General features: G+C 43.8%; 42 protein-coding genes, 1 tRNA gene and 1 pseudogene. 8 read left to right on the forward strand and 36 right to left on the reverse strand.

Annotation, left to right across the window (positions count from 1 at the left end; all coding sequences use genetic code 11):
• Window positions 1–11: 11 nt before the first annotated feature.
• The 4 genes from H3H32_RS10935 to H3H32_RS10950 all read left to right on the forward strand — a co-directional run bounded on the left by H3H32_RS10935 (window position 12) and on the right by H3H32_RS10950 (window position 1,775).
• A complete protein-coding gene (locus H3H32_RS10935; RefSeq protein WP_182462704.1) occupies window positions 12–278 on the forward strand; it encodes a hypothetical protein in 267 nt (88 codons plus the stop codon).
• A 98-nt stretch (window positions 279–376) separates the two neighbouring features.
• On the forward strand, window positions 377–718 hold the full coding sequence (locus tag H3H32_RS10940) for an HNH endonuclease (RefSeq protein WP_220472631.1): 342 nt from the start codon (window positions 377–379) through the stop codon (window positions 716–718).
• A gap of 31 nt (window positions 719–749) precedes the next feature.
• Complete coding sequence (locus H3H32_RS10945; RefSeq protein ID WP_182462706.1) at window positions 750–983, forward strand: hypothetical protein; 234 nt, start codon at window positions 750–752, stop codon at window positions 981–983.
• 282 nt (window positions 984–1,265) lie between these two features.
• Entirely contained in the window at window positions 1,266–1,775 is a 510-nt protein-coding gene (locus H3H32_RS10950) for a D-Ala-D-Ala carboxypeptidase family metallohydrolase (protein WP_182462707.1), read from the forward strand.
• Window positions 1,776–1,835: 60 nt separating this feature from the next.
• On the opposite strand, the gene H3H32_RS10955 is transcribed toward H3H32_RS10950, so the two are convergent.
• The 32 genes and pseudogenes from H3H32_RS10955 to H3H32_RS11090 form a co-directional block, all read right to left on the reverse strand.
• Window positions 1,836–2,225 carry a hypothetical protein gene (locus H3H32_RS10955; RefSeq protein ID WP_182462708.1) on the reverse strand — a complete coding sequence of 130 codons (390 nt, stop codon included), beginning with the start codon at window positions 2,223–2,225 and terminating at the stop codon, window positions 1,836–1,838.
• Window positions 2,226–2,595: 370 nt separating this feature from the next.
• Window positions 2,596–3,153: a hypothetical protein gene (locus H3H32_RS10960; protein ID WP_182462709.1), complete on the reverse strand. Its 558-nt coding sequence runs from the start codon at window positions 3,151–3,153 to the stop codon at window positions 2,596–2,598.
• A gap of 15 nt (window positions 3,154–3,168) precedes the next feature.
• A complete protein-coding gene (locus H3H32_RS10965; protein WP_182462710.1) occupies window positions 3,169–3,927 on the reverse strand; it encodes a hypothetical protein in 759 nt (252 codons plus the stop codon).
• Window positions 3,924–4,127 (reverse strand): hypothetical protein, encoded by a 204-nt coding sequence (locus H3H32_RS10970; protein WP_182462711.1) that lies wholly within the window; start codon window positions 4,125–4,127, stop codon window positions 3,924–3,926. The genes H3H32_RS10965 and H3H32_RS10970 overlap by 4 nt, the downstream gene beginning before the upstream one ends.
• A 41-nt stretch (window positions 4,128–4,168) precedes the next feature.
• Complete coding sequence (locus tag H3H32_RS10975; RefSeq protein ID WP_182462712.1) at window positions 4,169–5,224, reverse strand: DNA cytosine methyltransferase; 1,056 nt, start codon at window positions 5,222–5,224, stop codon at window positions 4,169–4,171.
• Window positions 5,225–5,496: 272 nt separating this feature from the next.
• Entirely contained in the window at window positions 5,497–5,712 is a 216-nt protein-coding gene (locus tag H3H32_RS10980) for a hypothetical protein (protein WP_182462713.1), read from the reverse strand.
• On the reverse strand, window positions 5,709–5,900 hold the full coding sequence (locus H3H32_RS10985; protein WP_182462714.1) for a hypothetical protein: 192 nt from the start codon (window positions 5,898–5,900) through the stop codon (window positions 5,709–5,711). The genes H3H32_RS10980 and H3H32_RS10985 overlap by 4 nt, the downstream gene beginning before the upstream one ends.
• Window positions 5,897–6,022: a hypothetical protein gene (locus H3H32_RS37835; RefSeq protein WP_256432990.1), complete on the reverse strand. Its 126-nt coding sequence runs from the start codon at window positions 6,020–6,022 to the stop codon at window positions 5,897–5,899. Before H3H32_RS37835 ends, H3H32_RS10985 begins: the two co-directional genes overlap by 4 nt.
• Window positions 6,019–6,336 (reverse strand): hypothetical protein, encoded by a 318-nt coding sequence (locus H3H32_RS10990; protein ID WP_182462715.1) that lies wholly within the window; start codon window positions 6,334–6,336, stop codon window positions 6,019–6,021. The genes H3H32_RS37835 and H3H32_RS10990 overlap by 4 nt, the downstream gene beginning before the upstream one ends.
• Window positions 6,337–6,424: 88 nt before the next feature.
• Window positions 6,425–6,778, reverse strand: a complete 354-nt coding sequence (locus H3H32_RS10995) for a hypothetical protein (RefSeq protein ID WP_182462716.1) — start codon at window positions 6,776–6,778, stop codon at window positions 6,425–6,427.
• Window positions 6,775–7,101, reverse strand: coding sequence for a hypothetical protein (locus H3H32_RS11000; protein WP_182462717.1), 327 nt, complete (start codon window positions 7,099–7,101; stop codon window positions 6,775–6,777). The genes H3H32_RS10995 and H3H32_RS11000 overlap by 4 nt, the downstream gene beginning before the upstream one ends.
• Window positions 7,098–7,343, reverse strand: a complete 246-nt coding sequence (locus H3H32_RS11005; protein ID WP_182462718.1) for a hypothetical protein — start codon at window positions 7,341–7,343, stop codon at window positions 7,098–7,100. The genes H3H32_RS11000 and H3H32_RS11005 overlap by 4 nt, the downstream gene beginning before the upstream one ends.
• 8 nt (window positions 7,344–7,351) lie before the next feature.
• Window positions 7,352–7,483 carry a hypothetical protein gene (locus H3H32_RS37840; RefSeq protein ID WP_256432991.1) on the reverse strand — a complete coding sequence of 44 codons (132 nt, stop codon included), beginning with the start codon at window positions 7,481–7,483 and terminating at the stop codon, window positions 7,352–7,354.
• Window positions 7,480–7,710: a hypothetical protein gene (locus tag H3H32_RS11010; protein WP_182462719.1), complete on the reverse strand. Its 231-nt coding sequence runs from the start codon at window positions 7,708–7,710 to the stop codon at window positions 7,480–7,482. Before H3H32_RS11010 ends, H3H32_RS37840 begins: the two co-directional genes overlap by 4 nt.
• On the reverse strand, window positions 7,707–8,000 hold the full coding sequence (locus H3H32_RS11015; protein ID WP_182462720.1) for a hypothetical protein: 294 nt from the start codon (window positions 7,998–8,000) through the stop codon (window positions 7,707–7,709). The genes H3H32_RS11010 and H3H32_RS11015 overlap by 4 nt, the downstream gene beginning before the upstream one ends.
• Window positions 8,001–8,324: 324 nt before the next feature.
• On the reverse strand, window positions 8,325–8,600 hold the full coding sequence (locus H3H32_RS11020; RefSeq protein WP_182462721.1) for a hypothetical protein: 276 nt from the start codon (window positions 8,598–8,600) through the stop codon (window positions 8,325–8,327).
• A gap of 330 nt (window positions 8,601–8,930) precedes the next feature.
• On the reverse strand, window positions 8,931–9,170 hold the full coding sequence (locus H3H32_RS11025) for a hypothetical protein (RefSeq protein WP_182462722.1): 240 nt from the start codon (window positions 9,168–9,170) through the stop codon (window positions 8,931–8,933).
• Window positions 9,171–9,317: 147 nt separating this feature from the next.
• Window positions 9,318–9,566: a hypothetical protein gene (locus tag H3H32_RS11030; protein WP_182462723.1), complete on the reverse strand. Its 249-nt coding sequence runs from the start codon at window positions 9,564–9,566 to the stop codon at window positions 9,318–9,320.
• Window positions 9,553–9,771, reverse strand: a complete 219-nt coding sequence (locus H3H32_RS11035) for a hypothetical protein (RefSeq protein ID WP_182462724.1) — start codon at window positions 9,769–9,771, stop codon at window positions 9,553–9,555. Before H3H32_RS11035 ends, H3H32_RS11030 begins: the two co-directional genes overlap by 14 nt.
• 366 nt (window positions 9,772–10,137) lie before the next feature.
• Entirely contained in the window at window positions 10,138–10,857 is a 720-nt protein-coding gene (locus tag H3H32_RS11040) for an AAA family ATPase (RefSeq protein WP_220472683.1), read from the reverse strand.
• A 256-nt stretch (window positions 10,858–11,113) separates the two neighbouring features.
• On the reverse strand, window positions 11,114–11,314 hold the full coding sequence (locus H3H32_RS11045; protein WP_182462725.1) for a hypothetical protein: 201 nt from the start codon (window positions 11,312–11,314) through the stop codon (window positions 11,114–11,116).
• Complete coding sequence (locus tag H3H32_RS11050; protein WP_182462726.1) at window positions 11,311–11,511, reverse strand: hypothetical protein; 201 nt, start codon at window positions 11,509–11,511, stop codon at window positions 11,311–11,313. Before H3H32_RS11050 ends, H3H32_RS11045 begins: the two co-directional genes overlap by 4 nt.
• Window positions 11,512–11,635: 124 nt before the next feature.
• Entirely contained in the window at window positions 11,636–11,848 is a 213-nt protein-coding gene (locus H3H32_RS11055; protein WP_182462727.1) for a hypothetical protein, read from the reverse strand.
• 570 nt (window positions 11,849–12,418) lie between these two features.
• Window positions 12,419–12,775, reverse strand: coding sequence for a hypothetical protein (locus H3H32_RS11060; protein WP_182462729.1), 357 nt, complete (start codon window positions 12,773–12,775; stop codon window positions 12,419–12,421).
• A 58-nt stretch (window positions 12,776–12,833) separates the two neighbouring features.
• Window positions 12,834–13,037, reverse strand: a complete 204-nt coding sequence (locus H3H32_RS38420; protein WP_445265558.1) for a DUF7220 family protein — start codon at window positions 13,035–13,037, stop codon at window positions 12,834–12,836.
• The gene (locus H3H32_RS11065) at window positions 13,027–14,112 is read right to left on the reverse strand and encodes an adenine nucleotide alpha hydrolase family protein (RefSeq protein WP_182462730.1); all 1,086 of its coding nucleotides are present in this window, start codon (window positions 14,110–14,112) and stop codon (window positions 13,027–13,029) included. Before H3H32_RS11065 ends, H3H32_RS38420 begins: the two co-directional genes overlap by 11 nt.
• Before the next feature lies 1 nt (window position 14,113).
• On the reverse strand, window positions 14,114–14,380 hold the full coding sequence (locus H3H32_RS11070; protein WP_182462731.1) for a hypothetical protein: 267 nt from the start codon (window positions 14,378–14,380) through the stop codon (window positions 14,114–14,116).
• Entirely contained in the window at window positions 14,377–15,051 is a 675-nt protein-coding gene (locus tag H3H32_RS11075; RefSeq protein WP_182462732.1) for a hypothetical protein, read from the reverse strand. The genes H3H32_RS11070 and H3H32_RS11075 overlap by 4 nt, the downstream gene beginning before the upstream one ends.
• Window position 15,052: 1 nt before the next feature.
• Window positions 15,053–16,030, reverse strand: coding sequence for a P-loop NTPase family protein (locus H3H32_RS11080; protein ID WP_182462733.1), 978 nt, complete (start codon window positions 16,028–16,030; stop codon window positions 15,053–15,055).
• A gap of 58 nt (window positions 16,031–16,088) precedes the next feature.
• Window positions 16,089–16,223: pseudogene (locus H3H32_RS38460) on the reverse strand (hypothetical protein); the annotation flags it as partial.
• A complete protein-coding gene (locus H3H32_RS11085) occupies window positions 16,216–16,872 on the reverse strand; it encodes a helix-turn-helix domain-containing protein (RefSeq protein ID WP_182462734.1) in 657 nt (218 codons plus the stop codon). The pseudogene H3H32_RS38460 and the gene H3H32_RS11085, both read right to left, overlap by 8 nt.
• Before the next feature lie 8 nt (window positions 16,873–16,880).
• Window positions 16,881–17,156: a hypothetical protein gene (locus tag H3H32_RS11090; RefSeq protein ID WP_182462736.1), complete on the reverse strand. Its 276-nt coding sequence runs from the start codon at window positions 17,154–17,156 to the stop codon at window positions 16,881–16,883.
• A gap of 135 nt (window positions 17,157–17,291) precedes the next feature.
• On the opposite strand from H3H32_RS11090, the gene H3H32_RS11095 reads away from it, so the two are divergent.
• Complete coding sequence (locus H3H32_RS11095; RefSeq protein WP_182462738.1) at window positions 17,292–17,888, forward strand: helix-turn-helix domain-containing protein; 597 nt, start codon at window positions 17,292–17,294, stop codon at window positions 17,886–17,888.
• A 379-nt stretch (window positions 17,889–18,267) separates the two neighbouring features.
• Here the strand turns inward: H3H32_RS11095 and H3H32_RS11100 are convergent, their stop codons facing one another.
• From H3H32_RS11100 to H3H32_RS11110, 3 genes are all read right to left on the reverse strand, one after another.
• The gene (locus tag H3H32_RS11100) at window positions 18,268–18,414 is read right to left on the reverse strand and encodes a hypothetical protein (protein ID WP_182462740.1); all 147 of its coding nucleotides are present in this window, start codon (window positions 18,412–18,414) and stop codon (window positions 18,268–18,270) included.
• Window positions 18,415–18,790: 376 nt separating this feature from the next.
• Window positions 18,791–19,120 carry a hypothetical protein gene (locus tag H3H32_RS11105; RefSeq protein WP_182462742.1) on the reverse strand — a complete coding sequence of 110 codons (330 nt, stop codon included), beginning with the start codon at window positions 19,118–19,120 and terminating at the stop codon, window positions 18,791–18,793.
• Between the two features lie 173 nt (window positions 19,121–19,293).
• Window positions 19,294–19,566: a hypothetical protein gene (locus tag H3H32_RS11110; RefSeq protein ID WP_182462744.1), complete on the reverse strand. Its 273-nt coding sequence runs from the start codon at window positions 19,564–19,566 to the stop codon at window positions 19,294–19,296.
• Between the two features lie 1,463 nt (window positions 19,567–21,029).
• On the opposite strand from H3H32_RS11110, the gene H3H32_RS11115 reads away from it, so the two are divergent.
• The 3 genes from H3H32_RS11115 (at window position 21,030) to H3H32_RS11125 (ending at window position 22,142) form a co-directional block, all read left to right on the forward strand.
• A tRNA-Ser gene (locus H3H32_RS11115) sits at window positions 21,030–21,116 on the forward strand.
• Window positions 21,117–21,459: 343 nt separating this feature from the next.
• Window positions 21,460–21,729 (forward strand): helix-turn-helix domain-containing protein, encoded by a 270-nt coding sequence (locus H3H32_RS11120; protein ID WP_182462746.1) that lies wholly within the window; start codon window positions 21,460–21,462, stop codon window positions 21,727–21,729.
• Between the two features lie 2 nt (window positions 21,730–21,731).
• Window positions 21,732–22,142 (forward strand): hypothetical protein, encoded by a 411-nt coding sequence (locus H3H32_RS11125; protein ID WP_182462748.1) that lies wholly within the window; start codon window positions 21,732–21,734, stop codon window positions 22,140–22,142.
• 110 nt (window positions 22,143–22,252) lie between these two features.
• Here H3H32_RS11125 and H3H32_RS11130 read toward each other — a convergent pair whose 3' ends face one another.
• Window positions 22,253–22,600 (reverse strand): hypothetical protein, encoded by a 348-nt coding sequence (locus tag H3H32_RS11130; protein WP_182462750.1) that lies wholly within the window; start codon window positions 22,598–22,600, stop codon window positions 22,253–22,255.
• Between the last annotated feature and the right edge of the window lie 49 nt (window positions 22,601–22,649).

Consider the following 22,649-nt stretch of genomic DNA (forward strand, 5'->3'; position numbering starts at 1 on the left):
GGCGAGCAGCGATGAGAACAATAATACACCTAGGGCAAACAATAGAAGCGGAGTCCTGCGATCAGGCAGGGCCATACGTCAATTTTCGCCTGAATACAGTAAGTGCAATGTACCGCATTAATGGCGGTCGCTGGATGGGGAGTGATACGAGAAGCGTGATAAAGACACTGGAGGCATTGACATCTACAAAGACAGTCGAGGAGTTCTTCGCGTTCTGTAAAACCAATTTCTATCCTTTTGATGGAGATCCAGAGTACGATGAGCCACTTTTTGATTGATGTAAAAACCGCCGACTCATCAGAGCAGGCGGGATAGAAGCATGAGATACCGACCCTTTACCCCGAACCACTTTGCACGTAGGCAGGTGAACTTCTGTATGGCTGACCTGTATCCCATGAAAGCGGATAAAACCTGTGCATGTGGATGCGGTGTTGCCTTGAAGGGCAGACAAACGCGCTGGGCATCCCAAGCCTGTCAGGATAAGGCGGTAGAACTCTATTGTATCCTACAAGGCGATAGCAACACCATACGGGTAGCATTGGCGAATCGGGATAATGGGGTTTGTGCCAGATGCGGCAACAAGCCACCCGGCAATCAGTGGGAGGCTGACCATATTGTACCGGTTCATAAAGGAGGAGGTTACTGTGACCTGGATAACTTCCAGACGCTTTGCATTCCATGCCATCGGGATAAGACATTACTCGAACAATACAACTAACCCCAGCCGGATAGTCCGGCCAGCAGCGATAATGAGAAGACTAGAGATAGGTGACAGATTGATTGCCGATGGTAGCTGGAACTTTGCGGAGGCGATTGTTGAATCGGTAACAGATACGGAAGCCATAGCGAAGGGTATTCGACTTTACGAAGGAGAGCTTCGGTTTCCGCGTGACTTTGAAGATTTTCAACGTGCCATTGGACATGATCATTCGGGAATGGGCGATCAACAGTATTGGTATTACGTACCTCAACCTGGATTATAAATTCCTATAATCCAATTAACCCACTCAAGTTGGAATAAAGAACTTAGACGCAAGCAAGATGTATTTACATAGTCAAGGCCCAGATCAAAAGTGTAGTCAGTGCGGAGTGGTGAACTACACAGAATCATTCTCTCGTCAATGCGGTATGCTCAACTCCGAATCGGGCATACGTTGCAGATCATGTGGACATGAGAAGGTGACCCATAAAAACTCATGGAATAGCACACCTACGGCTTATGTACATAGTTTCCAAGAACGTCCAACAGTTGAGGAATTTTAGCCATGCCACAGAACCCCATCATAGCCCCCTCTATCCCCGTCGTATTCCCCGACTTCGGCAAACTCCTGACCTACAACGAATCGGTTAAGTCAGCAACAGCGATCCGAAAAGGCATTGCCAACGTGCCAAACGCAGACCAGTACAAGAACATGGTGCGTGTTTATAACGATTTCTATGTTCCTATTTGCACGAAGTTTGGTAAACTACCAGTAAGCTCGTTTTTTCGCTCTTTAGCGCTCAATAAGGCTATTGGTGGGGCCACCACGAGCGCCCACATGTCAGGCAACGCTATTGATCTGGATTGTGATGGACTAGGTAGGCCGACGAACTTGGAACTATTCAACTGGTGCCGCGCCAATCTTCACTTCGATCAGCTAATCCTTGAAAATCCCGACCAGCACAACAATCCTTCCTGGGTGCATATTGCTAATAATCGGGACGGGCAACCGAATCGAGGGCAGGTTTTGCGAATGATTCGCAAAGGGAGTAAGACGATATACGAAGCTATTTAGTTTCTCATAGGTTGGTTGGCAACTACCTGGCTCCGATGTGGGGTCAGGTAGTTTTTTTTGTTAATCCCCATACTTTTCAAACACCCTTTCAATCCATTTCCCCACTGCCGATCTAGTATTTCGACATGGTGGATGATCGTAGGGCTTGGTATCATGCGTGCGCTGAAATCGCTGACGAATCGCCTGTCGGAAGTCGAATACAAACTCCCATGTCAGTCCCACCTGTTCGTTTATAGGCAACTTATCCAACTTCTCAATAGCTGTTTCAATATACCAGTCGTAATCGGGCTTTTCGTATTGATAAAAACCTGACTCCTGCGTTGAATCTGGAAAGAAGTAAAGTCGCTTCCACTCCGACGACGGAACGTCTGGCGGGCGTATATCAATACAGGTGTAGTAATTACCCTGTTTACGATACGTTTCGTTGGGTTGTTTTTCGGGTGCTCCCATAACTTTCCTCGCCCCGTATCGCCGGGCGGGTGGCGGTTATAATACTAGTATTGCCCATGCAGTAAACTGCTGTCCGACCAAGTACTTTTAGTAATATTCCAAAATGGCCTATTACTGTCTTTTTCGCCTAAACTACACCATTTTTGTAGTGCTTTTTCTGGCACTGAGCTATATCCCCAAATACTACCGTCCTCATCCTGTATGCAGGGTACATACCAACCGCGATCATCGAATTTCGTTGGTAAACAACCATTACAGCGATTATCTTTTGGGCGATAAAACATGCCGTACGGTCTATACAATCGAACATTAACGGCTCCGCATTCACCGCAATGACAGGGTTCTGACTCCTGAGTATTATTTTCCTTCATCATCTTTTTTCATTGGCCAATGCCTCGGGCGTGGTTAAAAGTGATTCTTGGCGGAGGTCTTCAACGTCCTCATACCCGTTTCGGTATATACTTTCGACGTGCCCTGACTTATGAAGCCTACGCAAAACACTGTACATAATACCCTGTTCAGCCCGGATATTGGCAACAAATCCGTTGCTCCAAACATTAGAATAATCACTTTTATTGCCGTTGTAGGGATTGAAAATGGTTCGATTCTTTCCCTTTTCGTTGACGTAAATCAGACCCCATTTTTCGGGTAGGTCCTCAACGGTTAAGAGTCCTGTTGGGCAGCAGTAAAAGCGATAGGTTCCCATACCCATTTCCGGGTACTGGCGGAATAGCTTCTTTCTGTCAGCAAAGAAATCGGAACGGGAGGCCTTGCATTCAACCAGTACGGACATTCCCGCCCCGAAACCGATTACATCGGGATATTCTCCGTTTCTAGCTCCGCTGGCAAGTTCCCGTATGGCCATGCCGCAGGAGGTTGACCCAAGTACCCAGCGATAGGCGGCTTTAACTAATTCTTTGTGCGTCATCTTCTCTCTTCCTGTTTATCCCAGCCGCTCGGCTTGGGGTATATAATGCCCTACTTTAATTTCTTCCTCCGTCGCGTAGCGAAACAGAAAGCCCCTGACGGTTCGCTGCTTTTTCACTTTCAATCGCCGGTTCGTCTTTCTGGGCTTGACGCGCTTATTGAGAAAGTGACACAGTGTCGCAACGTGACAATCAATATCCTTAGAGGCCTGCATTGCTGACACATAGTAAGCTCCAGTAGTGAGGTTAACAACAGGCTTAGCGGTTGGGGGTATGCTGCGCCGAACAAGTTTAGGCGTATTGTCGACTCCTGGCAACGCCTTACCCACTATTGCCTCGGCATCGGTAGCATAGCGGAAATAGTGACCTTTCGCGCCGGGGCGTTCTCCCCGAATAACTTTGCCAATCATACTTCGCTCCACCTCGATCGCTGCGGCTGCTTCCCCCGAATTGGGGTAAAAGGTCAGGTCAGGCAGGCGAATAACGGCCCGTTGTGGTCGGGGCGCACGAGGTTTTTTAGCTACTACGGGCGAGGTTGAAACTTCCTTTTTAGGCGCTAAGGCCTGAACAGGCTTCGGCTTTGGCTTAACGGTTTTCTTTGTGGGCTCCCCCTGCCAGGTCTGAACTGTCGCCCTGCTTTCGGCCGCTGGTGCAAGGGGGACATCACTATGGTGAACCCGCAATCGCTCGCCGTATTTTTCTAGTAGCGAGGGCAGTTTGGCCGCGTCGAAGCTGACGTAGGCGGGCTTGGAATCGGTGTAGAGGGTGGCGGTCATTTTGTAAGCTCTTTTCGTCGTTCATTAATCGCGTCCAACACTTCTTGGCTGCCTTCGCAATGTGGATTAGCTAAACATCTGATCACGAAGTCAGCAATGCCCTTTTCTCTGTCTTTAAAGACTACCCATTCTCGATCTTCCCAGACCTTAAAGCCAGTGTCTCCATTAATAATTCGTTCTGTAAATTCATTTACGTCCATCTCGCTTCGTGTTGGGTTGTCCCGCGCGGGGGCGGGGGTGGTTAGAATAGGCAATTCTTAAGTCGGCTACCAATCAGTTCAACTATATCCCTGGTTACCGTATTTCCCAGAAGTCGGTATCTATTGGTTTTTGCAACTTGCTTTATAACGCCATCATAGATGCCGTACTTGGTCCAATCGTCAGGATAGCCATGTAAGCGTTCACACTCTATTTCAGTGAGACGGCGTATATCACCATCTAGCAGGCTGACAAAATGATTTTGCTCGAATGAGTGTGATGAAATAGTGCCACAAGTTGCTGAGCTCCGACCTTGGTTGAATCCCCTCGCTTTCGTCACTATAGCTGGACCTCTACCCATACACTGACTGGATAGTGAAGGGGCTAATCCATTGATGTCATACACCCGATTTTGTTGGTAAGGTTGCTGCCCGCCTGACTCTTTGTTTGTGGTATTGATTTGGCGAACAAGCGTCATACCGGAATGGTGGCCGCCAGGCTTACCACCACCCGTCAGAGCTCTAACACTTGCGGCTTTTGCTGCCCCTTCAGAAGTCCCAACTTCGCCTTCTCGGAAAGGAAATACGCCGGGTCTACTTCGTCCATCAAGATGTCCGATAAGGTAAATCCGCTCTCGATCTTGGGGTAATACCCATGCTGTATCAAGCAGTTGCCATTCAAGTCGATAGCCCCCAATGTTGGCAAAGGCCTGGACAATCGCCCAAAAATCTTTTCGATGTCTTGAGGTGATAACGCCTTTAACATTTTCCCAGATAAAAACGTCTGGTCTTGTTTCACTAATGAGCCTAATTGCGTGTCGGATAAGAACGCTTTTATTTCCAGCCATTCCGGCCCCGTCTCCAGCCAAGCTAAAATCTTGGCAAGGGCTTCCGAAGGTGATAAGGTTGGGTCTGGGGATTTTCTGTCCTGAAATAGCGCTAACTGTTCCGAGTTCATGGGCATGGGGGAAATTGTATTTTGAAATAGCAATCGCGTCTTTATCTATCTCCGAATAATAGTGTTCAGTAATTGGTAATCCAGCATCAGACAGCCCTTTTTCAAATCCGTGTATCCCCGAAAATAAATCTAAAAGAATCATTACTTTTGCTGCTTAAATCCTTAACAATTTACTAATAATCAATCACTTATGCAACTCATATCCCGCCACGCACTAGCCTCCAATAAGCCAATGAGATGTCTGTGCGAATGAGCGTCACTCTCCTCCAAAACAGGCCACTCTTGCGGGGGTCTAAAGAGCAGTACGGGCGCTCGATGCGAATGGAATTTCGGTGTAGAGGGTGATCGCCATCCACGTTCCTGTAGAGAGCAAAGGCCCTTCTAGTTTGCGGGCGATGGTCTTGGCGATGGGTTTCATAAGCCTAGTTCCTGCTTAGCTTTCTCTAGGTCACCAATGTGCATCTTAATGTGAACCAGTACTAGACTAATTTCGCCCTGTTTCTCATCATTGGCATTCAAAAAGTCCCGTGTCCAGTCCCGCTCATGCTCCCGAAGTTGATAGAGTCGTTTATCAATCCAATGGGCCGTTTCGGGCGGGGCGAATAAATCAATTTGAGTCCCGGTGTTCATTTCGTTTCCGGTTTTAACCCCTGCCCCTCAAATACTTCGATACAGGCAACGCGGGTGTACTCGGAAGTTGGCCAGATTGTTTTGTCGTATCGGTCGGCTTCTTTTCGGGTCGGATACGGATTGGTAGCTTCCGTGTAGATACCATGCAGGAATACATTGATGTAGCCGATTAGTTTTGGTGTTTTCATAACTCAGGATCGGTTTGCTTGGGTCGCGCAATCAGGCACACGACAATCGCAGCCAGAACGGGCAACAGGGACAGGATAAGGCGAATCCGGATGAATAGATGGCGCTTGTTGTGGGTTATCATGGCCTGTCAATGAGTTTGTAAATGATACTGTTCCAGAAGCCTCCATTGTTCGAAGCGTAGGCGTTTGGGTGGTGTACTCTGGTTTCCTCAACCACATAACCTTGTTTTCGCATAGAGGAGACAATAGATTTCCACGCTCTATATTGCTTTACAGTAGGGTGTGTAGTGCCACAGGACTCGCGCCAACCTACCTCTACACTACCCTTCTGAATGAGAAGATTAGCGTACCGTTGCATGTCGTTACTTTCCCATCCCGCTTGACCATTTAGCTTCAGGTCAGCTTTTCTTATCATCGCTGTTAATATCTCGTTCATAGTGTAAACAGGAGAAATAAACAGACGAGAATACCCGCCATCAGGGCGATTAGGCGAAACATCCGCTGGTTGTGTTGGTGTTGTTCGCTCATGTTGTGGAGTTTCTTTTTCTTTCGTTTTGACGGTCAATTCTTGCCTTTTCGATATACAGATCATATAATTCATGCTCTAAGTCAACCATGCGACTGATTAATCCTGTAGTATCTTTTTGCTGTTCAACAATTTCCATTAGCTCCTTTTTCCTTAGTTGTGCAGAGTCAAGTAACCGAGTTGCTACTGCCGATTCGCCAGCCTGGAAAAGTTTCTTACATTCCTCAATTGTATCGTGCTCTAACTCTAGAATAGCACTATATGGATTCACATCTAGTAGAGCCTTAATTCGTGCAACTTCTTTAGTGTTGTAGTCAATTGCCTCAATCACTAATCGCTCTAGGGTTTTCATCCTTCAAACAGGTTTAGCACGTTTCTAACTAGCAATACACAGGCTCCCAGCGCATGTGGCACGTAGCGAACGGCAGAGGTTATACGTTCCAACGCAAACCCAATTTCAGCCTCTTTATGCAAGCTCCACGCATCGGCCGGAAAGTGACTGGTTTTAGTGGCAATGATGTTACCGGTACGATAACCCGCTTCGGTGATCTGCTCCATTCTGACGACGCCCGTCTTTCGGCTGACGTTGTGGATATACCACAGGCCCGATAGCTTACTGCGCAAGGTCTGCCCGGCACGAATGGGGAGGGTATTGGGTGGGGTGGTTGAGTTCATGGCTTCTTATGGCTTTTGCGAACCTTCCCGATCGAGGTGTACTTTTTCTTAATCTCTGTAGCCGTATTGATTAGCCACACGCCAAGCATAATCAGATCATCAGGCGTTTGATTGCCAGATATATCGACTTCAAGTGAGCAAATTTCGTTGGGTTCAAAAGGTTCACCCCGTTCCTTTTCAAGCACTTGAATGGCGATGTCGCTAATTTTATCATATAGAATTTCGTCAACTATGTAGCTCATCTCTATAATTAGTTTATCCAGTAGTTTACAATTCCCCATCCAACCAGCACCATCAGCGCGCTTGATATAGCGAACACAAGCAGGTAGACAATCCCAGACCACGGCTGCTCGAAGTCGCCCGATTTTGGTTTATCATTCATGGCCGTAGGTGGATTAGCAGGAGCAGCGTACCCAGTGCAAGCCCAAAGCCACTAAGGGCAACCAGGATGGCCAGAATTTCCCTGGTGACAGGGTTGGCAATCAACGCGTCGAGTAGCTCGGGCAACTCAATTCGCCAGAGCGTAAAGAGTCCTTCCCTGAAGCAGAGCCAGCCTTCTGCGAACAGGTGGCGGCTGCCGTAGCGGTAGCGGGTGGGTGGGGTCATCATGCGTCTTGGAATAAATGGGAAGAAACTTCTAAGTAGCCGTGTTCGTCATCTTCGGGAAAGTGGGCTGCGCCAACAGTGAGCATTCTTTTTTGATACCGCTCAGCCAGTCGCTGGCCTTTTGTGGTGTAAAGGAAGGCTATGTTCTCTTTGACCAAATCATCCTCACGGACGGGCCGGATTAAGTTATCATCCACAGTGAATCCTTCCAGAAATTCACCGAATAACTCAGAGGCTACTTCATTAAAATCATCAACCGTTTCAATTCTCCACTTAGCGTTAAAGGGTTTCATCCTGCTTGTTGGTGCCCGTCCGGGCGGTTAGAGGGGGGTGCGTTATCGCATTTTTTCACCATGCTTTTGTGCGGCAATAGAGCCAGTGGCGTAGGTTGACAATAAGTATCTACCTTGTTTTCCATCCCACCTAGCGCCAACTCTAATAAGCTTGGCGCTTGAAGTATTCCACTTGTGTATTTCAACCAAGTATTCGTACCGTTTAGAATTTTTTAAGGGTATCACAGATGGCTCGTGATTGAAAACATCATGTGGATTCCAGAATCCTCGTTTCTGGAGAGCTTCGCTCAGCTTTTTTAGCTTCTCTTTTTCGTCCATAGCCTTTTAAATCGGTGCGTATCGTTTAAAAATCCCATCCCACCGAAAGCCCAGCTTGTAGGCCCTAAAGTTGAGCGCTTTCCAGGCTTCCCTTGCCTCGTCAGAACCAGGGAAGAAGGGGATTTGCGAAGCCATTCCCTCCCAACCAGTAAGTAGCATCATTCTCGCTTTCTTAAGCCCTTCGGGTGTCGTAACCCCAGCCAGGTACGTATTCCATGCTTCTAAGTCCTGAATCGTATAGGGGGTGCCTCTGGCCGTGACGCGTAAAGGGGTGGTGGTCATAAGTCAGGGTATAGGTTATACTTTATGCAGATTTCGTGAATGGCGGGTATGGCTCTCCATGTATAAAAGTGCCCATCCATAATATTCCGCTGATGAATATGTACTTGACCTTTTTGAATCTTCCAGTTGACTTGCCTTGCCAACACAATAGTTCTTTTTTCGCCCCAGGTTAACACACCAGCGTCGATTTCAGAGATATAATCTCTTAGCCAGATACAAGCATCACAGTCATGTTCTTTCCGCGCCCTGGGCTCCGTGCTGCTTAGCGTTTGTATATATTCGCTCATCGTCGTTTCGCTCCCCCGCCAATCGGGGTGTGTGGGTTAGGCGTTAAAGCGTGGGGAATTGTAGCTTATCGGAATTGTTGGCTTGCCATTCAGAAAATAGCTTTTCGCATTCACGCACTTTAGCCGCCCCTTCGTAGTCTTTAAATTCACCATAGACCAGAGAATTTTTGTAGGTGCGGATTGCCGCCAATGCGTGAATATCTTTTGCACGTAAGATGAACGTTGGTTCATCGCTGGCTACCAATGCTGCCGCTTGTTCTGGGCTGTATTTCGTATTTGCCATTGTATTTGTGTTTAGTTGTGACCTGTGAGAAAGACTGCCGTCCGATTCGCGCCGGACGGCATCTCCTGTCTTCTTCCTCTATAATGGCAGGAACTACATCTCTGGTGTAACCTGCACTGTCGTTGCCCGCTCGGAGGGGAGGGGGCGTTAATGCGTTTGGTTTGTCGCTAATTCTTTGGGGCGCCAGCGATATCCTTTATACGCGCCAGGATATGACTTTTCGAATTGAATATCTTTACCTGTATTATGCTCAAAATAGGCATCGGTTAAATGGGGTACGTCATTTGCGTAACACCATCCGCACTCATCAAGAGAGTTCTTTACAATGTCCCAATAAGTGCCGTAGGCAACCTTAAAAAGTTGTGTATTTGCTGACTCGGAACTAGAATGTCGCATCGGCTTGCTGGAAAATCGTTTTTTCCTGATCGCTCAGCCAATTGGCGGCCAACTCCTCTTCGTTTTCGGATTGTGTAGCCATGATATAGCTACCCGTAAATTCAGTGCGCTTAAACTCAGCCATTAGACTAATAAATGCCGGATTCTTTTTCAGACTTTGAATTGCCTGCAAGCGTTTGATATTCTTATTTTCGTTGTTTTCCATTGTAAAGTTGTTGTTTTGTTAGGTTTAGCGCCTTCCCTTATCAGGCGACTTTTACGTAGTTAAATGATTGATTAATTTTTTGGCGGGGTACTCCTGGCTTCATTACGTTCAGCGGAATTGTAACCGCAACCCTTCTACCAATAATACTGGGGAAAGCCTGGTAATTTCCCCCGCCAACTGCTTTAGAACTACTTATGGGTTAGTTACATCTACATCCGGCGACTTGGCTAAAGAAGTCCACCCGCCAATCGGGGTCAGGTGGATTCTCGGCCTTCTATCCACATTTGTAATGCTGTTATGGGAGGCAAAAAGAAACCCAGCCAGATTCGTTGACTGGCCAGGCCCTATACACTCCCTTTCTCTATTCTACTCAATTGTCGCGACTTGCTTTTGAACCTCAGCGTACCGAGTCTTGGCCGCCTTCATAAAATCAGGGTGCTGATGAACCAGCGGAGATAATGTAGCCTTCAACTCTTTTAACTCATCTATGCTGGCGCAATTAGCTAGTTTGGCAATGGCCGACTTGGTTTCCTGTTCAATGTCAATACCTGATTCACACCATTCTCGGATCAACTCACCAGTCTGCTCGGAGGGGATAAAGGCAGGCTTTCCCATAAACAAGCCTGTTCGATCTTTGGATGCCGTGGCATTGTGTCGGGTATCCATTTCAATGTTCGCTGTAAGCTCATATTCGAACCCTTCACGGGTAATCTCTTTCAAGCCCGCTTTTTGAACCTGAACGCGCCCTTTATCATCCTTTGTCATATCGTAATCCTGCTTGCGTCGGACAGTGGTAATGATGTGACAGGAACTTGTAACGATAGCCTCAATAAACGACTGGTGGCGAGGTGTGACTTGTGCCCAGTTTTGAAACTTACCGCCTAGCTGATCAACGATTTCCAGACAACCGCCTTTGCCATCCCACTCATGACTGATGGAGTCAATAATAATAGCCTCCATACCTGCGTTTTCGCAGTCCCGAATTGCGTCGATGTATCGCTCTGGCGAGAATGGTGCGGTCAGGGACAATACGTTGTAATCGCCCAGATGTGAATAGAGATCCGCCGATCCGTTTTCTGTATCGATTACAGCTACTTTTGACCAGTCGCCTTTAAACCTTTAGCGATCAACAATGCACTAAAAGTCTTCCCGGCCCCACTAGGGGCGCTTAATCCAAGTCTAATTTTCGCCTTTTGGCGAGTGGCTTTGCGTAGTTGCGCCATTGTAGAAAGAGGTTGATTGTTAAAAATGTTGGCGGAGGTGGCCTGTTGTCGATTCTGGAGCCGACCACCCGCAGTTAGATCGTGAGGGCCTACGATCACTTTTACCTCCGCAAATGACTTTACAAGCTAAGCTGCGACGGGTGTACCCCGAACGTGCTGCCGTTGATGCTGACGTGAGCCAACTGGCTCGACATTCGTTTTTCAAATGCACAAGGCCAGGGCTTGCCGAAGCAATCAGTTACGATTAAGGATTGGCCTTTTTTAAACTTTGGCGTTGCCATCTGAACGCGAATACCGGAATGGTGTAAAGTGGTTGTCATCGGCGTAGTTGATAGGTGTACACGGATTGAATACTGCCATTTTTTTTCACGAATGAGCGACCAGCCCCGTCTTTACCGAAGAAAACAACACTATGTTGTTGCCCCTGGCTATCATAAAGAGTTAGGGTTTCGCCTTTCGTAAAGTTGCCTTTACGGGGCGCAACGAGGATTTTGGTGGTGATTAGGTGTGTGTTCATTCGAGTAATGGAAGGGGGGTTTAATGATCAATAGCCTTTTTCAAGGCAGCATTAATCAGTTTAAGTGCATCACTTTTGAGGCTTTTTGCCGATTGAGGGTGGAGGTTGGAGGGTGTTGTCATAGTTAGGCCTTGTTTAGCTCTTCAATGAGAATATCAGCCGCCCGAACAGCTCTTTTCGCTGAATCGGCTACGCTTTCACCTGATGCTAATAATCCCTGCATGGCCATTGCGGCAAAATATTCACGCTTTGTAAGGGTCTGGGTATCAAACTCAGAATATCCGGTCGCGCTTACGAGTTGGTCAGGATGAGTTGGGAGGTGCTTTAGGTTGCCCATGTTTTTTTGTAGTTTAAACTAAATCTGACCGGAGCGTTTTCACACCCCGGGCAGTCTCTTTGCCAAAAGAGTTTGTTAAGTGTAGGGTAAGCCTCCTCTGCGTTGACTGACTTGGAACAGTTACCCGAACGGGTAGTCGCATTAAGCTGTTATTCTCGCTGCCGTGTCCGAGACTTATGGTCGCTCGTGTCCGCCCTGGCGTCGCCAACCTTCCGGTCAGCAGTGATATGTTGGTTATCGTGCAGATTTAGTACTTGCGATCAGGGTGCTGCATTCGTTCGGTGCGCTTTCCGTCCGGGCCCTACCGGAGTCTATCCTGCTATCGTTGTGCTGTTTCTGATTTGATGATTCAAAGGTATACAAACGTTTTGAGTAATACAAACAAACGCGTTAAAAAATAGAAACATCTGTATTGAATTGACTATAAACATTTGTTTTACAGCTTTTTATGATTTGCCTATCTCCAATCATTTTCGCACCTTGAAGCCTGGACACAAAAAAGCCAGCCGGGGAAGGGCTGGCAGTTCACTTATAATTACATCTATTCCTAGTGCGGTAGAAAAGCCAGCTTCAACTGGAGACTTTAGTTGCAATACCACGCTCTAAATATCCTTGCCAAATTTCTCGACGTTTATATCCTGACTGCGAATCATGGTAGGTTTCTCCGTTTTTTTTCATGCGAAGTCCGATATAAACCAAGTCCCATACCAGTTCGTCTAATGTTGAGAATGAGCGTAATTCTGCTGGCTCAATAATCTTATAGTTGTAATTATCAAACCTGACTATATCGCCTACTTTTAGTTTAGCGTGTTCCCTACGATACCCTTTTATAAGGTTGTCTATGTTTTGATTAATACCCTGAGTGTACTTCCTTAAGGTGTCTTTCTCTAATTGTATTAATTCCTGATATTCTTTGAGTTCGATCATGTTTTTAATTCGCGTCCGAGAAATTTCGAGAAGTTATCATCTAAAATCTGTATTACGATCACCTTTTATTGAAAAATCGCCTAATAATATATGATCTAGCGATTGATAAAAAGGTAAAAAGTATTGTCACCATTCCCATTTGTGTATAATGCATTTTTACATTGCAAATCCAGTAAATAGGAGGAGAAAATACAAGCGTGACCAAAAACCCAATGAATACATTAGTTATTGCTTCGATTAAAGAATCTTTTTTAGTTTGCATAACCAAATAGGCCCATTTGTGAGCAGGATCGTTTAGGTTTAAAAGGAATTTTCAGATAAAGCAATACAATACCTAATCCGCATTTATTGATAATCACATCGTAATATTTGGGATGAGAAATACCTAATCGCTGAATGCGATTGTTTTTCGACTTATCTTCCAGATGAAGACCAAACATGCAAAACGTGCAACCTGTACGTGTCTCAGCGGGAAGCGTTTCTATTTGAAAAGAACCGTCCAATTGCTCAACTGGCTGGGTTCGATCGTAATACACCCCGGCAAACCGCAAGCCAAATCGGTTGTGATATTCCCATACATCGGCATCGGTGAAAATGCTAAATGGGCGACACTTGACTTTCCCTTTTTCATAACTCGTACAACCTGTTTTTAGGTAAGAGGCTAGTCGATCTGACGATTCGCCAACGGTCGTAAATACAATCGGATAACGACCCGTTTCTTTTTCATACCGACGAAATGGCTCTTTTTTGAAGATGTTGCAGCACTGATCAGAAACCAGAAAAGGGGCGGTCAGTAGCTTCTTCCATTTATCCGGCAGTTTTGACGCGCAACTAAACGAGCCATCCTTTTTAATTCCATTCAGATAAAGATTTTTAGTCGCTTCATTTTTTGGAGATGGGTTAGTAATGTAGTTCTTTAGCCGTGCTACCTGCATCGCTATTTTCTTACTCCCAACCGCTACGCCTACCTCTTTAATGACCCGAGTGAAGCCCATTTTAGGCTTGAGGATAACCACATTAGGAAATTGCTTAACATGATCAACGATTTCGGGAAACTCTAAGCCAGTATTACAGAAGACTTTCATCGGTGCAGGTTGCTTTTTAATCCAGGCAGCAAGGCCAATGGGCAACAAATAGGAAAACTCGCCTGAATGGAGTTTATCGATTATATCAAATCCAACCTGAGAATCTTTTCCACCCGAAAAGCTACCGTACACCATTCCATCAAAATCCTGATAGAAATCAACGTATGTTTCGGCGAAGTGAATAAGTTTCTGCTCAAGCGACCAGTTAAGACGTATTTCCAGTTCAGCTCGGGTTAATTTATAAAAGGTCATCTCATTTCTTCGGTTTAAATCCCCTATTCCTTTCCTGTGCCAGCCACTCACTAAATGCTTCTTCTAGTCCTTCGTATCCGTCGTAGCAAATCGCATCGGGTAGTTGATCGACAAAGGCTTCTCGCTGGGCGAATGTGCCTATCTTTATAGCCATTGTCGCATCCTCTCCGTCGATATGCAGTTTCTTTTGCAGCCAGATAATTTTCTTGGCTCTTGGGTGGATACCCGACATTGAGCCATAATGAGGCAGTCTATCGTTACTTATCATGTCAATTCCAGTTGGTAGCCTTTTATGTGCTTATCGATAAATTCCTGTTTCTCCTTAAGTTCTCTTTTTAAATCAGTGATTTTATTTCTGTTATTTATTGATTGCCAATAAAACTTTTCCAGTAGTACTGATCTCAAATCCTGTTTATTTTTATGAAGGAGCTTTGCTTCACGCTCAACTCTTATTGAATTAGATATACCCCAATAACTTTCTGTTTTATGTAAGTATAATACCCCGGCATAATCAGGAATATCCTTTGGGTCAACCAATCCTACTGGCATTGCGTAGTAAAATCTATTCGGAATACTTTCGTTAACTTTCACAGGTTCAATGCTACTCGCTATTCCATCTAATTTCTGATATTTTCCATCAACCATTCCATATCTTTCTTCGCCTCTGAATCTATAAATATTTTCCTGTTTATGACCCTTTAGCAACTTGTGTTTTTCGGTCTTTTTAAAATCAGCGAAAAAATCAGAACGAGATATTTTTATTTCCACCTCTATCGAATACCCTGCTTTTGTTTGACAAAAGAAGTCGGACTCCCAACGATATATATAGCTATTGGCAATTCGGTAATAGTTTTGAGCAAAGTGTCTAAATACAGCTGAATATATGTGTGCTGATGCTGGCTCTATTGGCGAAGGTTTTGAGTTGTTTGGATAGTCCATATCATCCCCGTTTGCTGTCGCCTGGAAGTAAAATAACCTCGAACATATCATTGAATCGGTCGAGTATCCGACTGCCGTAGAGATGAACAAGTTGATCTTCTAGGGCTGTTTCGCTGTCACCTTGCCCTAAATTGCTTGTTACGTGGGTTACCTGTCCGAATCGATCAAAAGCGATATACCGTTCAGATAGTAATTCATCAATCGGATTTTCGGCATTGGTGTAGGAGATAATAACCTGCTTCTCTTCGCCTAAATCATCCAATAACAAGTGATTGCGCGAATACTTAATTACTGGGTCGTTTTTTTTATCCTTACTTTCTTTGTGATTTTTCCATGCAGTGACGAACGTTTTAGTTGAAACCTCATCGAACTGCATATCTGGAATAGGAGCTATCTTACACAAGGTTTGCATGGCGCGAAACAAGAATGTCTTTCCTGGTCCGTATCCACCATAAACAAATAACCCCTTGTGGAGTGCATACGGACATTGTGGATCTCCGATGAAATACTTAATCACATTATCAAGTACTTCCCTTTGTTCGTCAGTAAACCAGCTTGCCTTGTTTTTTCGAGAAAGCTCAAGGCCATATATTTTCTCAACAACGACACTGGCAATCTCAAAGGATAATACCTGCTGACGGTAATTAACTTTGATAGTCTGGTCAAGTCGAGATAAAATAGCTTCTAACTGTGTAGGCGTTCTATTGGCTTCGGCTACGCGTTGACGGTCTGCCTTGCCTTTCTCCGTTAATTTTGACTCGTCAACTGGTTTAAAAAAGCTACCCTTACTTGATAGCCTTTCAAGTGCCTTCCTATGGGCATCGTTATACGCTTTCTGAGTCTCTTCATCAGGTATTCCCAATCCCCGCTTTATCTCTTCGTCCGAATGCCTGAGGTCTATAAGTGGCTCCTGGGGGAATGATAGCTCCTTGTCCGTAGGGGTTGGTGGTGCCATGCTTGGAGTTTGAGGTAATGCCATTGGATTGAGTGTTGAATTTTTCTGGAAATAGCCCTTGATAGTTATTGCTTATAGAATTTTCAATACAAGCTTTCAATTGTTCCTCACTAAGGCTCGATAATTTTTCGAGCTGAAGCTTTATTGATTGTGGCTGCATATTTTTCCCTGCCTTTTTTCGATAGAACTTCATCCAGTCTTCATATAGCCTACACATGGCTGGGTTCCAATCGGAAGGGAAAGGGGGCGGCCCGGAACTGGGGGTTTGGGTTCTTTTTTTTTTCGGCTTTTATGAATGCTTCGTAAGTAGCCTTATTTTTATAAATCCCATCAGTCAATTTTAACACTGACCAGAAAAGCGCCTTAGCGCCTTTTTTTTCTTTAAAAACCTTTTCAGTTTTATTCTCTTCTTTATTTTCCTCTTTATTATCAATCCTATATATAAGCTCTTTAAAATTTTGAAAGAGGCTATATAAAATATTTAAATAGGGTCTTTCAATTTCTTTAAGAGCCTCTTTAAAATTCTTATATAGGGTCTTAAAGATTTTTAAAGAGGCAACGTCACCCTCTTTAAGATTTTTAAAGAGGGTGTTTAAGGATTTTAAAGAGGGGTACATCTGGCGCTTATTGCCTTGTTCTTTTCCATCTTCAATATGGATATACCCTTTTTTTTGCAACCGGGTCAGAGTTGTGCTGATGGTTGTCACGGTCACGCCCGTTTGCCGGGAGAGATAGTCGTTTTTTGCCCGACATTCTCCGTCTCGCGAAAGCATGATTACCTGAGACAATACCACCTTTTCCGACAGGTTGAGGCCAGTTAGGCCTAATACCGTAGCCGGTAGCCAGATACCACTAAAATCATTCATGGGTTAAGCTAGTCTACCTCTACAAGTTCCTTAATATTGGCCGTCAAAACTGGCTCTTGATCTTTTATTTTCTTGCGGTCAGCAATAACCTCTACGATCGCATCCCAAATCGCGTCTTGATTTCTGAGTTCAGTAACCACTAAACGAATGTAGCTAGGAGCATATAAACGAATCTTGCGTTTTGCAAGTACACTCAACACTTCTGTTGTGTAGCTAAACTGCGTTATTTTGCCGCTTAACAACTTTTTGGCCTCTTCCGAGTATTTACCTGTTGCAGCTTTCATATGTATTGTTTACGTTTGCAATGCGTTTGTTTGTGATACCAAAAACGTTTACAACAAAAATGTTGTAGTTTTTATGACAAATCTAAACAAACGTATTTAGTAATACAAACAAACGTTGTTAAATAATGAAAAACTATGCAACCGATCAAAGAGAGGCTTAAGGCGAAAATCCTACCTTATTACTACGATGTAGAAAAGGAGGAAATGAAGAAAGGGATAGGAGATTTTTCGAAAAAGGTTGGAATAGGCGTACAAAGTTTGCGTGATCTCGCAAGTGGTCGTAGTACTCTTACCTTGGACCAATTGTTGTCGTTCTCTAGGGCATTTCCTGGTGATTTTGATGAATTGCTAGAGGAGGCATTCAGCATTCACCCTTCATCGAATAGTAAAGAGACTACACAGTCCTCCGTTGATCAGGAGGACTGGAAGGCCTTATTCTATAACGAACGCGCTGAACGCATTCAATTAAGTAGGCTAAATGAGAAGCTTACGCTTGAAGTATTGGAACGCCAGGGGAAAATGCAGGACAATGACGATTCCCCGGTAAAGTTAGGGGCAAGTAGCTGGTCCACCGTCAAGGATGTTATTCGCAAACAGGAACAGGATTTCATTGCAGCCGAAGCCGACCGTCAAACGATCGGCTATAAACCTTCATATCTTGAAAAGAGGAATGAAGGTAAGGTGCTGCCGATGTATGTCTATACAAATTCTGTTCGCGCATTGCATTACTAAGCGGGCTACTTGTCAGACGGCGCTACGGGCGCTGTCGGTGGAAGATAAATGAGCGGATAGGAGGGGAGTTACACACAGATAAAACAACTTCTGTTTTTCCCAACCTTAAAAACCGCCAAATTTGCAAATTAAGACATATTGAGTCGCGTTGTATTCAGTACCTCGCTCTCTGCTGAAAGGACTGTTAATCTTCTTGATGTCCACCAAAAGCCCGCTAAAAACGGGCTTTTTTGTTTTTTCTTCTGAAAATCATAATTCCCCCGCCTGCCTTCACCCACATCATTGATGTCCACCTTTTGGTTCTAATCCAGAGTAGCCAGATCTACCTCATCCAGATTCATCAGCTGCTCCAGGTAGTACATCCGTGTTCGCATGGTCTCTACCGCTGGCCAGAACGTAGCGACCGGCTAGTTAAACTACTGCGCTCTGCTTGCACGATGTAGTTATCTAGTGTTTGGGGTGCATCTCGGTTGTTGTTAAGCCATTCGGCCCTAGTATCTCCCGAATAGCCGCTTGCTGCTTCCATTGTTTGGGTTTTTTCGGAAAGCTAATCGGGTGTGATGTGACCAAAAGGACAGGAAGACCTATACTGCCGCAAAAAAAAACCACGGCTGGCTAATCGTGGATTTAGTAGTAACACTTGTTTAAAGTCAACTCAGATTTTGACCCTGCAAAGGATTCAGTTTTTGTGCAGGTTAGCGTAGACTATAGCTCTATTCAAACCACGCCAGACCATTAAAGGATTATCTTGGTTAATTTCAACATGGAAGTTTTCACCCGTTAGTCCAATGGATTGAAGATAGTCTACCTCAGCAGATGTTATTCTATCGTCTACACCCTTGAAATTATAAGTTAAAAACATACTTCCCTTCAACTTAGAGTTGTTCTGAATAGGATAGATTTTAGCGTAGATAGGTAGGTACTACATTGCGGAAGTTTAAAACCCCTTCTAGCTCTAGAATACGTTTGTCACTGATTATTTGCGATGATGGTTGGAAAGTGAGAGTTGCTAAATTCTGAATGAGCGTATCTTTTGTAATGGCAACAGGGTACTGTAAAGAAAGCAACTTTTTTTGGTCAATCTGGGCTTGTTGAATAGCCCAACTTCCAATAAGTTGTGGTCTGAGTTCATCAACGAATTTAACTGTCTGCTCAGTGGGAGACAAAAGCTCCTTCTGTTGACATTGGGAAAAGCAGAGCGAAGCGATCAAGATGGCGAAAAATAGTTTCATGGTTGAGATTTTAAAGAGGTAAATGCCGTTTTAAAGAAACAATATCCTAGAGATTAAATGGATTTTTTGCGAGATTTCCCTGGTTTGTTTATTAAGCGTAGTAACTTTTAAGCTCTCACCCGCCACGGCGAGTAGGTCGTGGCGGGTGACTTGGAGCGAACGATTCAGAACCGTTATTTGCTTTGTGGCTGTAGATCATTGAAGCTAAACCTGGTACGTGAGTTTTTCCCCACTCCATATATCTGGATATACTCCCCGGTTTGGGTGTCTAGAATAAAACTCCCTGATGCACCCGTAACGGCTTGGTAGCGTCGATTCTCAGTCTTATCCTGTTCGGGTTGATTATTTGGCGAAGGCGTGAAATTAGCAAGTAGAAGAACCCCTAGTAGCGTTAGAGCACCCAGAAAAAACGAACGTAGGTCGATAGTAAAATGAAGCGTTTTCATCGTTGATTAGTTGGTTTATGTGTGCTTTTAAGGCAAAATACCTTTTACTTTACCCGTCAGATAAAGCAGAACAGCTAACCGTATTGGCCAAATTTCTTGTCTCATCTACTTGGACCTATTATTTCAAGCTGGCATAACCAGGAACAATTCTAAAAGCTTGTTTTAAAATAGATCAAGATTGATTAATAGTGGCTGATAGAGGAGGGCCACCAGTTACGTTTCGCCAATTTGTTAAAAGGATAGCCGATTCCATAGTCATTCATGTGCTAGCCGTTTAATAAACTAAACGAGTTGATCTAGAATTAAAAAGTAACCCTTTGCACTTACTCAAAGTCAAAAGAAGTATAAATAAAAATACCCGACGCAAATTGGCCGGGCGTTTTTGAACCTTCCTCTTTTTAACCAAAAATTATCTCAAACTTACGTTAGCCAGTGCAGAAAGGTTTTGTGTTGGCTAACTTTTTTATTGACTTATCAAAATAATCTGACTTCATATGGAATCAGATCCCGAAATGGTGATAAGTAATTCTGATCATCTACGTAGATCCAGAATCAGAAATGGTAACAACTAGGATAGGAGAGAACACAGTTGATAAGCAGTTAAGTAAAGAGCTCATCAATAGTTTCAAATGTTTGGAGTGTAAATAGAATTATCGATTTTTAATACCTTAATAGACATCAAATTTGTATAATTAAGTACTTTAATTGTATATTTTAATGAATTGATAGTCTACAAGAGGGTTATTTTCGTATTCTATTCGTGACCACTTTATGGAAATTGACATCTTAAGAGTATGGGATATGATCATCTTGGCACTAAGTTTTACCTATTAATTCTTATCGTCACTTATGCAATCATTGTACTTGCCGTAGTTGCTATTGCCCCCCTTATCGTCTTATTTGCGCTAGGTAGAAAGCTCTCCTCACTAGTCAAGCGACTAGGGCAGTCATTTCAGCATGATTGGGCTGAACCCTCAGGCAACTAGCTAACACTTTCTCAACCTGATTGTCAGAAACAGGCATCAACTTGTACTGAATAGGTATTTAAATTCAATTGTCGATACTACTATAAAGGCAAGTGGACGACATCTCCTTTAGCTATCCAGAAATCTATTAGCTTACTCATGGCTCAATACCAACCCGTTTAGGATGAACATGCAGATTTTGGCATAGTTATGTTTTCACCCTCTTCTTACCTAAGTGTATTATCTATTCGTTATAACCCGCTTCTAATAGAATCGACTTGCAAGCCATACCCATTGTTGTCGATGAAATAGTGAAATACAAAAAACTACTTACCATTTGTAGATAACCATCAAATTCGCTTATTTTGCGCTCCGTTTGGCATTCTAGAAGCAATTCTGATTCAAATTAGAGTTGCAGTTATTAAAATAGAAGACAAAAAGAAAGCTAAAGCAAATGGCATAACCACCTCATAATTAACACGATGGGGTAAGACACACAGAGAGGTGTCCGAGTGGTTGAAGGAGCACGCCTGGAAAGTGTGTATGCGGGCAACCGTATCGAGAGTTCGAATCTCTTCCTCTCTGCATTGAAAAAAGGGCCTGCGCTGCATTAGCGCAGGTTTTTTTGTACTTTCAAATATTTGGTACAACATAGGTACAACACGCTTGACATGCTTTTACAGGAAAGCCGCACTTGAATTAGGGAGCGGCTTTCTTTATTTTCTAATCCCCTGGTTACAAAATCACATCTGCGGCTTACTATCAAGCAGTTACGAAAATCATAACAATGAAAATTAACTCACGTGGTCAATAGTAATGAAGAAACAAATAAAATATAAGGCTTATATTAGAGCTTAACTAAAATCATTCACCTCGTTACGAACACGGGCATTTTATATAGTGGAATTAACCCTACTTCATAATACTGATGCAAGTTATCTGTCTTGAAGATAAAGCCTTTTATGCTCTTATAGACGAGGTTATTACTCGGCTTAAGGAAAAACAAGGCACTGAACCGGAGAAATGGGTTTCTGGTGAACAGGCCATGCAATTACTCAATATTAAGTCTAAGACGACTTTACAAGCTTTGCGCGACGAAGGTAAAATTCGTTTTAGTCAGCCACAGAAAAAAATTATCCTTTACGACCGCCACTCGATTAATGTCTATCTTGAAGAGAACGCTCGAAACACCTTTTAACAATGGAAGAACAGGAAGAAGACAAGGTTGATCCAGACTATTTAAGAGGATTTAACGAAGGATATATGCTCACTCAGCACAATCCTGAATTGGCTGAAACCTTAGCCAGTATCGACAGTGAATTTATTCGCCTTGCTGGTTTTAAAGCTGGTCGGGAACAATTTCAGACAGAACAAGTACAAACTCAGCAAAAAGAAAATTTTGAACCTGATCGACAAGAAGCTCAGGATGCTATGTTTCAAACGGACGTATTTGCTCAACTTTATCGTCAGCAGACCCAAGCCAAAGATATAATTCAAACAACACAACCTCCGACGACCGGTCAACAGATACCCGAAGAAACGGGTGACCTATTTACTCAACTAAAAAAGAAACAGGAGCAGGGGCACAAAGGCCTTGATATTGAACCATGAATAAATTAGTGTCTATGCATTTTAGTAATCGACATTGCCCGATGGCAATGCCCGCCGGACACATAGCGAAAATCAGAACTAACTAATAAATCTCATTCCACATAATATTCTCATGATTGTGGAATTTCGTAATCAAGAAAAATTTGATTAACGCTATAATCGTAACGTATTTTAGCATTAAGTAGAAAATCTAGCAAGTCTTTTCCAGACACTTGTACTCTTACTTTGTGTCCTAAAACCAGACTTACCTGTACGATATAGAATGGAAATCTTGTTCGCATAGGAGTTACAAGCAAATGGAATACATGTTGAGTGCTACCTTCCATTCCAGTAATACCTGCATTTAATTCATCAATCTCAGCATCGTAATCGTTTACTTCTAACGATGAATATACACCATCGAACAGTTTACTTTTCAATATCAAAATTGTTCCTAATGCTACTTGTAGTGCGGACATATGAAATGTTTTATAAAATTTAAGTTGTAGATTATAAATCTATTAGCAA

Origin of the sequence: Spirosoma foliorum, assembly GCF_014117325.1 — a bacterium.
Taxonomy (GTDB): Bacteria; Bacteroidota; Bacteroidia; order Cytophagales; family Spirosomataceae; genus Spirosoma; species Spirosoma foliorum.

Coding starts and splice junctions, on each gene's coding strand:
- H3H32_RS11110 (WP_182462744.1), bottom strand. CDS start 19,566: ATGAAAACGCTTCATTTTACTATCGACCTACGTTCGTTTTTTCTGGGT.
- H3H32_RS11010 (WP_182462719.1), bottom strand. CDS start 7,710: ATGATGACCCCACCCACCCGCTACCGCTACGGCAGCCGCCACCTGTTC.
- H3H32_RS10940 (WP_220472631.1), top strand. CDS start 377: ATGGCTGACCTGTATCCCATGAAAGCGGATAAAACCTGTGCATGTGGA.
- H3H32_RS10985 (WP_182462714.1), bottom strand. CDS start 5,900: ATGAAAACACCAAAACTAATCGGCTACATCAATGTATTCCTGCATGGT.
- H3H32_RS11130 (WP_182462750.1), bottom strand. CDS start 22,600: ATGTCCGCACTACAAGTAGCATTAGGAACAATTTTGATATTGAAAAGT.
- H3H32_RS11090 (WP_182462736.1), bottom strand. CDS start 17,156: ATGAAAGCTGCAACAGGTAAATACTCGGAAGAGGCCAAAAAGTTGTTA.
- H3H32_RS37840 (WP_256432991.1), bottom strand. CDS start 7,483: ATGAATGATAAACCAAAATCGGGCGACTTCGAGCAGCCGTGGTCTGGG.
- H3H32_RS38420 (WP_445265558.1), bottom strand. CDS start 13,037: ATGCAAACTAAAAAAGATTCTTTAATCGAAGCAATAACTAATGTATTC.
- H3H32_RS11045 (WP_182462725.1), bottom strand. CDS start 11,314: ATGACAACCACTTTACACCATTCCGGTATTCGCGTTCAGATGGCAACG.
- H3H32_RS11025 (WP_182462722.1), bottom strand. CDS start 9,170: ATGGCAAATACGAAATACAGCCCAGAACAAGCGGCAGCATTGGTAGCC.
- H3H32_RS10995 (WP_182462716.1), bottom strand. CDS start 6,778: ATGAAAACCCTAGAGCGATTAGTGATTGAGGCAATTGACTACAACACT.
- H3H32_RS10955 (WP_182462708.1), bottom strand. CDS start 2,225: ATGGGAGCACCCGAAAAACAACCCAACGAAACGTATCGTAAACAGGGT.
- H3H32_RS11070 (WP_182462731.1), bottom strand. CDS start 14,380: ATGATAAGTAACGATAGACTGCCTCATTATGGCTCAATGTCGGGTATC.
- H3H32_RS37835 (WP_256432990.1), bottom strand. CDS start 6,022: ATGATAACCCACAACAAGCGCCATCTATTCATCCGGATTCGCCTTATC.
- H3H32_RS10970 (WP_182462711.1), bottom strand. CDS start 4,127: ATGGACGTAAATGAATTTACAGAACGAATTATTAATGGAGACACTGGC.
- H3H32_RS11020 (WP_182462721.1), bottom strand. CDS start 8,600: ATGACCACCACCCCTTTACGCGTCACGGCCAGAGGCACCCCCTATACG.
- H3H32_RS11095 (WP_182462738.1), top strand. CDS start 17,292: ATGCAACCGATCAAAGAGAGGCTTAAGGCGAAAATCCTACCTTATTAC.
- H3H32_RS11085 (WP_182462734.1), bottom strand. CDS start 16,872: ATGAATGATTTTAGTGGTATCTGGCTACCGGCTACGGTATTAGGCCTA.
- H3H32_RS11120 (WP_182462746.1), top strand. CDS start 21,460: ATGCAAGTTATCTGTCTTGAAGATAAAGCCTTTTATGCTCTTATAGAC.
- H3H32_RS10945 (WP_182462706.1), top strand. CDS start 750: ATGAGAAGACTAGAGATAGGTGACAGATTGATTGCCGATGGTAGCTGG.
- H3H32_RS10980 (WP_182462713.1), bottom strand. CDS start 5,712: ATGAACACCGGGACTCAAATTGATTTATTCGCCCCGCCCGAAACGGCC.
- H3H32_RS11055 (WP_182462727.1), bottom strand. CDS start 11,848: ATGGGCAACCTAAAGCACCTCCCAACTCATCCTGACCAACTCGTAAGC.
- H3H32_RS11035 (WP_182462724.1), bottom strand. CDS start 9,771: ATGGAAAACAACGAAAATAAGAATATCAAACGCTTGCAGGCAATTCAA.
- H3H32_RS11100 (WP_182462740.1), bottom strand. CDS start 18,414: ATGGAAGCAGCAAGCGGCTATTCGGGAGATACTAGGGCCGAATGGCTT.
- H3H32_RS10965 (WP_182462710.1), bottom strand. CDS start 3,927: ATGACCGCCACCCTCTACACCGATTCCAAGCCCGCCTACGTCAGCTTC.
- H3H32_RS11030 (WP_182462723.1), bottom strand. CDS start 9,566: ATGCGACATTCTAGTTCCGAGTCAGCAAATACACAACTTTTTAAGGTT.
- H3H32_RS11060 (WP_182462729.1), bottom strand. CDS start 12,775: ATGATCGAACTCAAAGAATATCAGGAATTAATACAATTAGAGAAAGAC.
- H3H32_RS11125 (WP_182462748.1), top strand. CDS start 21,732: ATGGAAGAACAGGAAGAAGACAAGGTTGATCCAGACTATTTAAGAGGA.
- H3H32_RS10975 (WP_182462712.1), bottom strand. CDS start 5,224: ATGATTCTTTTAGATTTATTTTCGGGGATACACGGATTTGAAAAAGGG.
- H3H32_RS11005 (WP_182462718.1), bottom strand. CDS start 7,343: ATGAGCTACATAGTTGACGAAATTCTATATGATAAAATTAGCGACATC.
- H3H32_RS10935 (WP_182462704.1), top strand. CDS start 12: ATGAGAACAATAATACACCTAGGGCAAACAATAGAAGCGGAGTCCTGC.
- H3H32_RS11075 (WP_182462732.1), bottom strand. CDS start 15,051: ATGGACTATCCAAACAACTCAAAACCTTCGCCAATAGAGCCAGCATCA.
- H3H32_RS10990 (WP_182462715.1), bottom strand. CDS start 6,336: ATGAACGAGATATTAACAGCGATGATAAGAAAAGCTGACCTGAAGCTA.
- H3H32_RS11000 (WP_182462717.1), bottom strand. CDS start 7,101: ATGAACTCAACCACCCCACCCAATACCCTCCCCATTCGTGCCGGGCAG.
- H3H32_RS10960 (WP_182462709.1), bottom strand. CDS start 3,153: ATGACGCACAAAGAATTAGTTAAAGCCGCCTATCGCTGGGTACTTGGG.
- H3H32_RS11050 (WP_182462726.1), bottom strand. CDS start 11,511: ATGAACACACACCTAATCACCACCAAAATCCTCGTTGCGCCCCGTAAA.
- H3H32_RS11105 (WP_182462742.1), bottom strand. CDS start 19,120: ATGAAACTATTTTTCGCCATCTTGATCGCTTCGCTCTGCTTTTCCCAA.
- H3H32_RS10950 (WP_182462707.1), top strand. CDS start 1,266: ATGCCACAGAACCCCATCATAGCCCCCTCTATCCCCGTCGTATTCCCC.
- H3H32_RS11015 (WP_182462720.1), bottom strand. CDS start 8,000: ATGAAACCCTTTAACGCTAAGTGGAGAATTGAAACGGTTGATGATTTT.
- H3H32_RS11065 (WP_182462730.1), bottom strand. CDS start 14,112: ATGACCTTTTATAAATTAACCCGAGCTGAACTGGAAATACGTCTTAAC.
- H3H32_RS11080 (WP_182462733.1), bottom strand. CDS start 16,030: ATGGCATTACCTCAAACTCCAAGCATGGCACCACCAACCCCTACGGAC.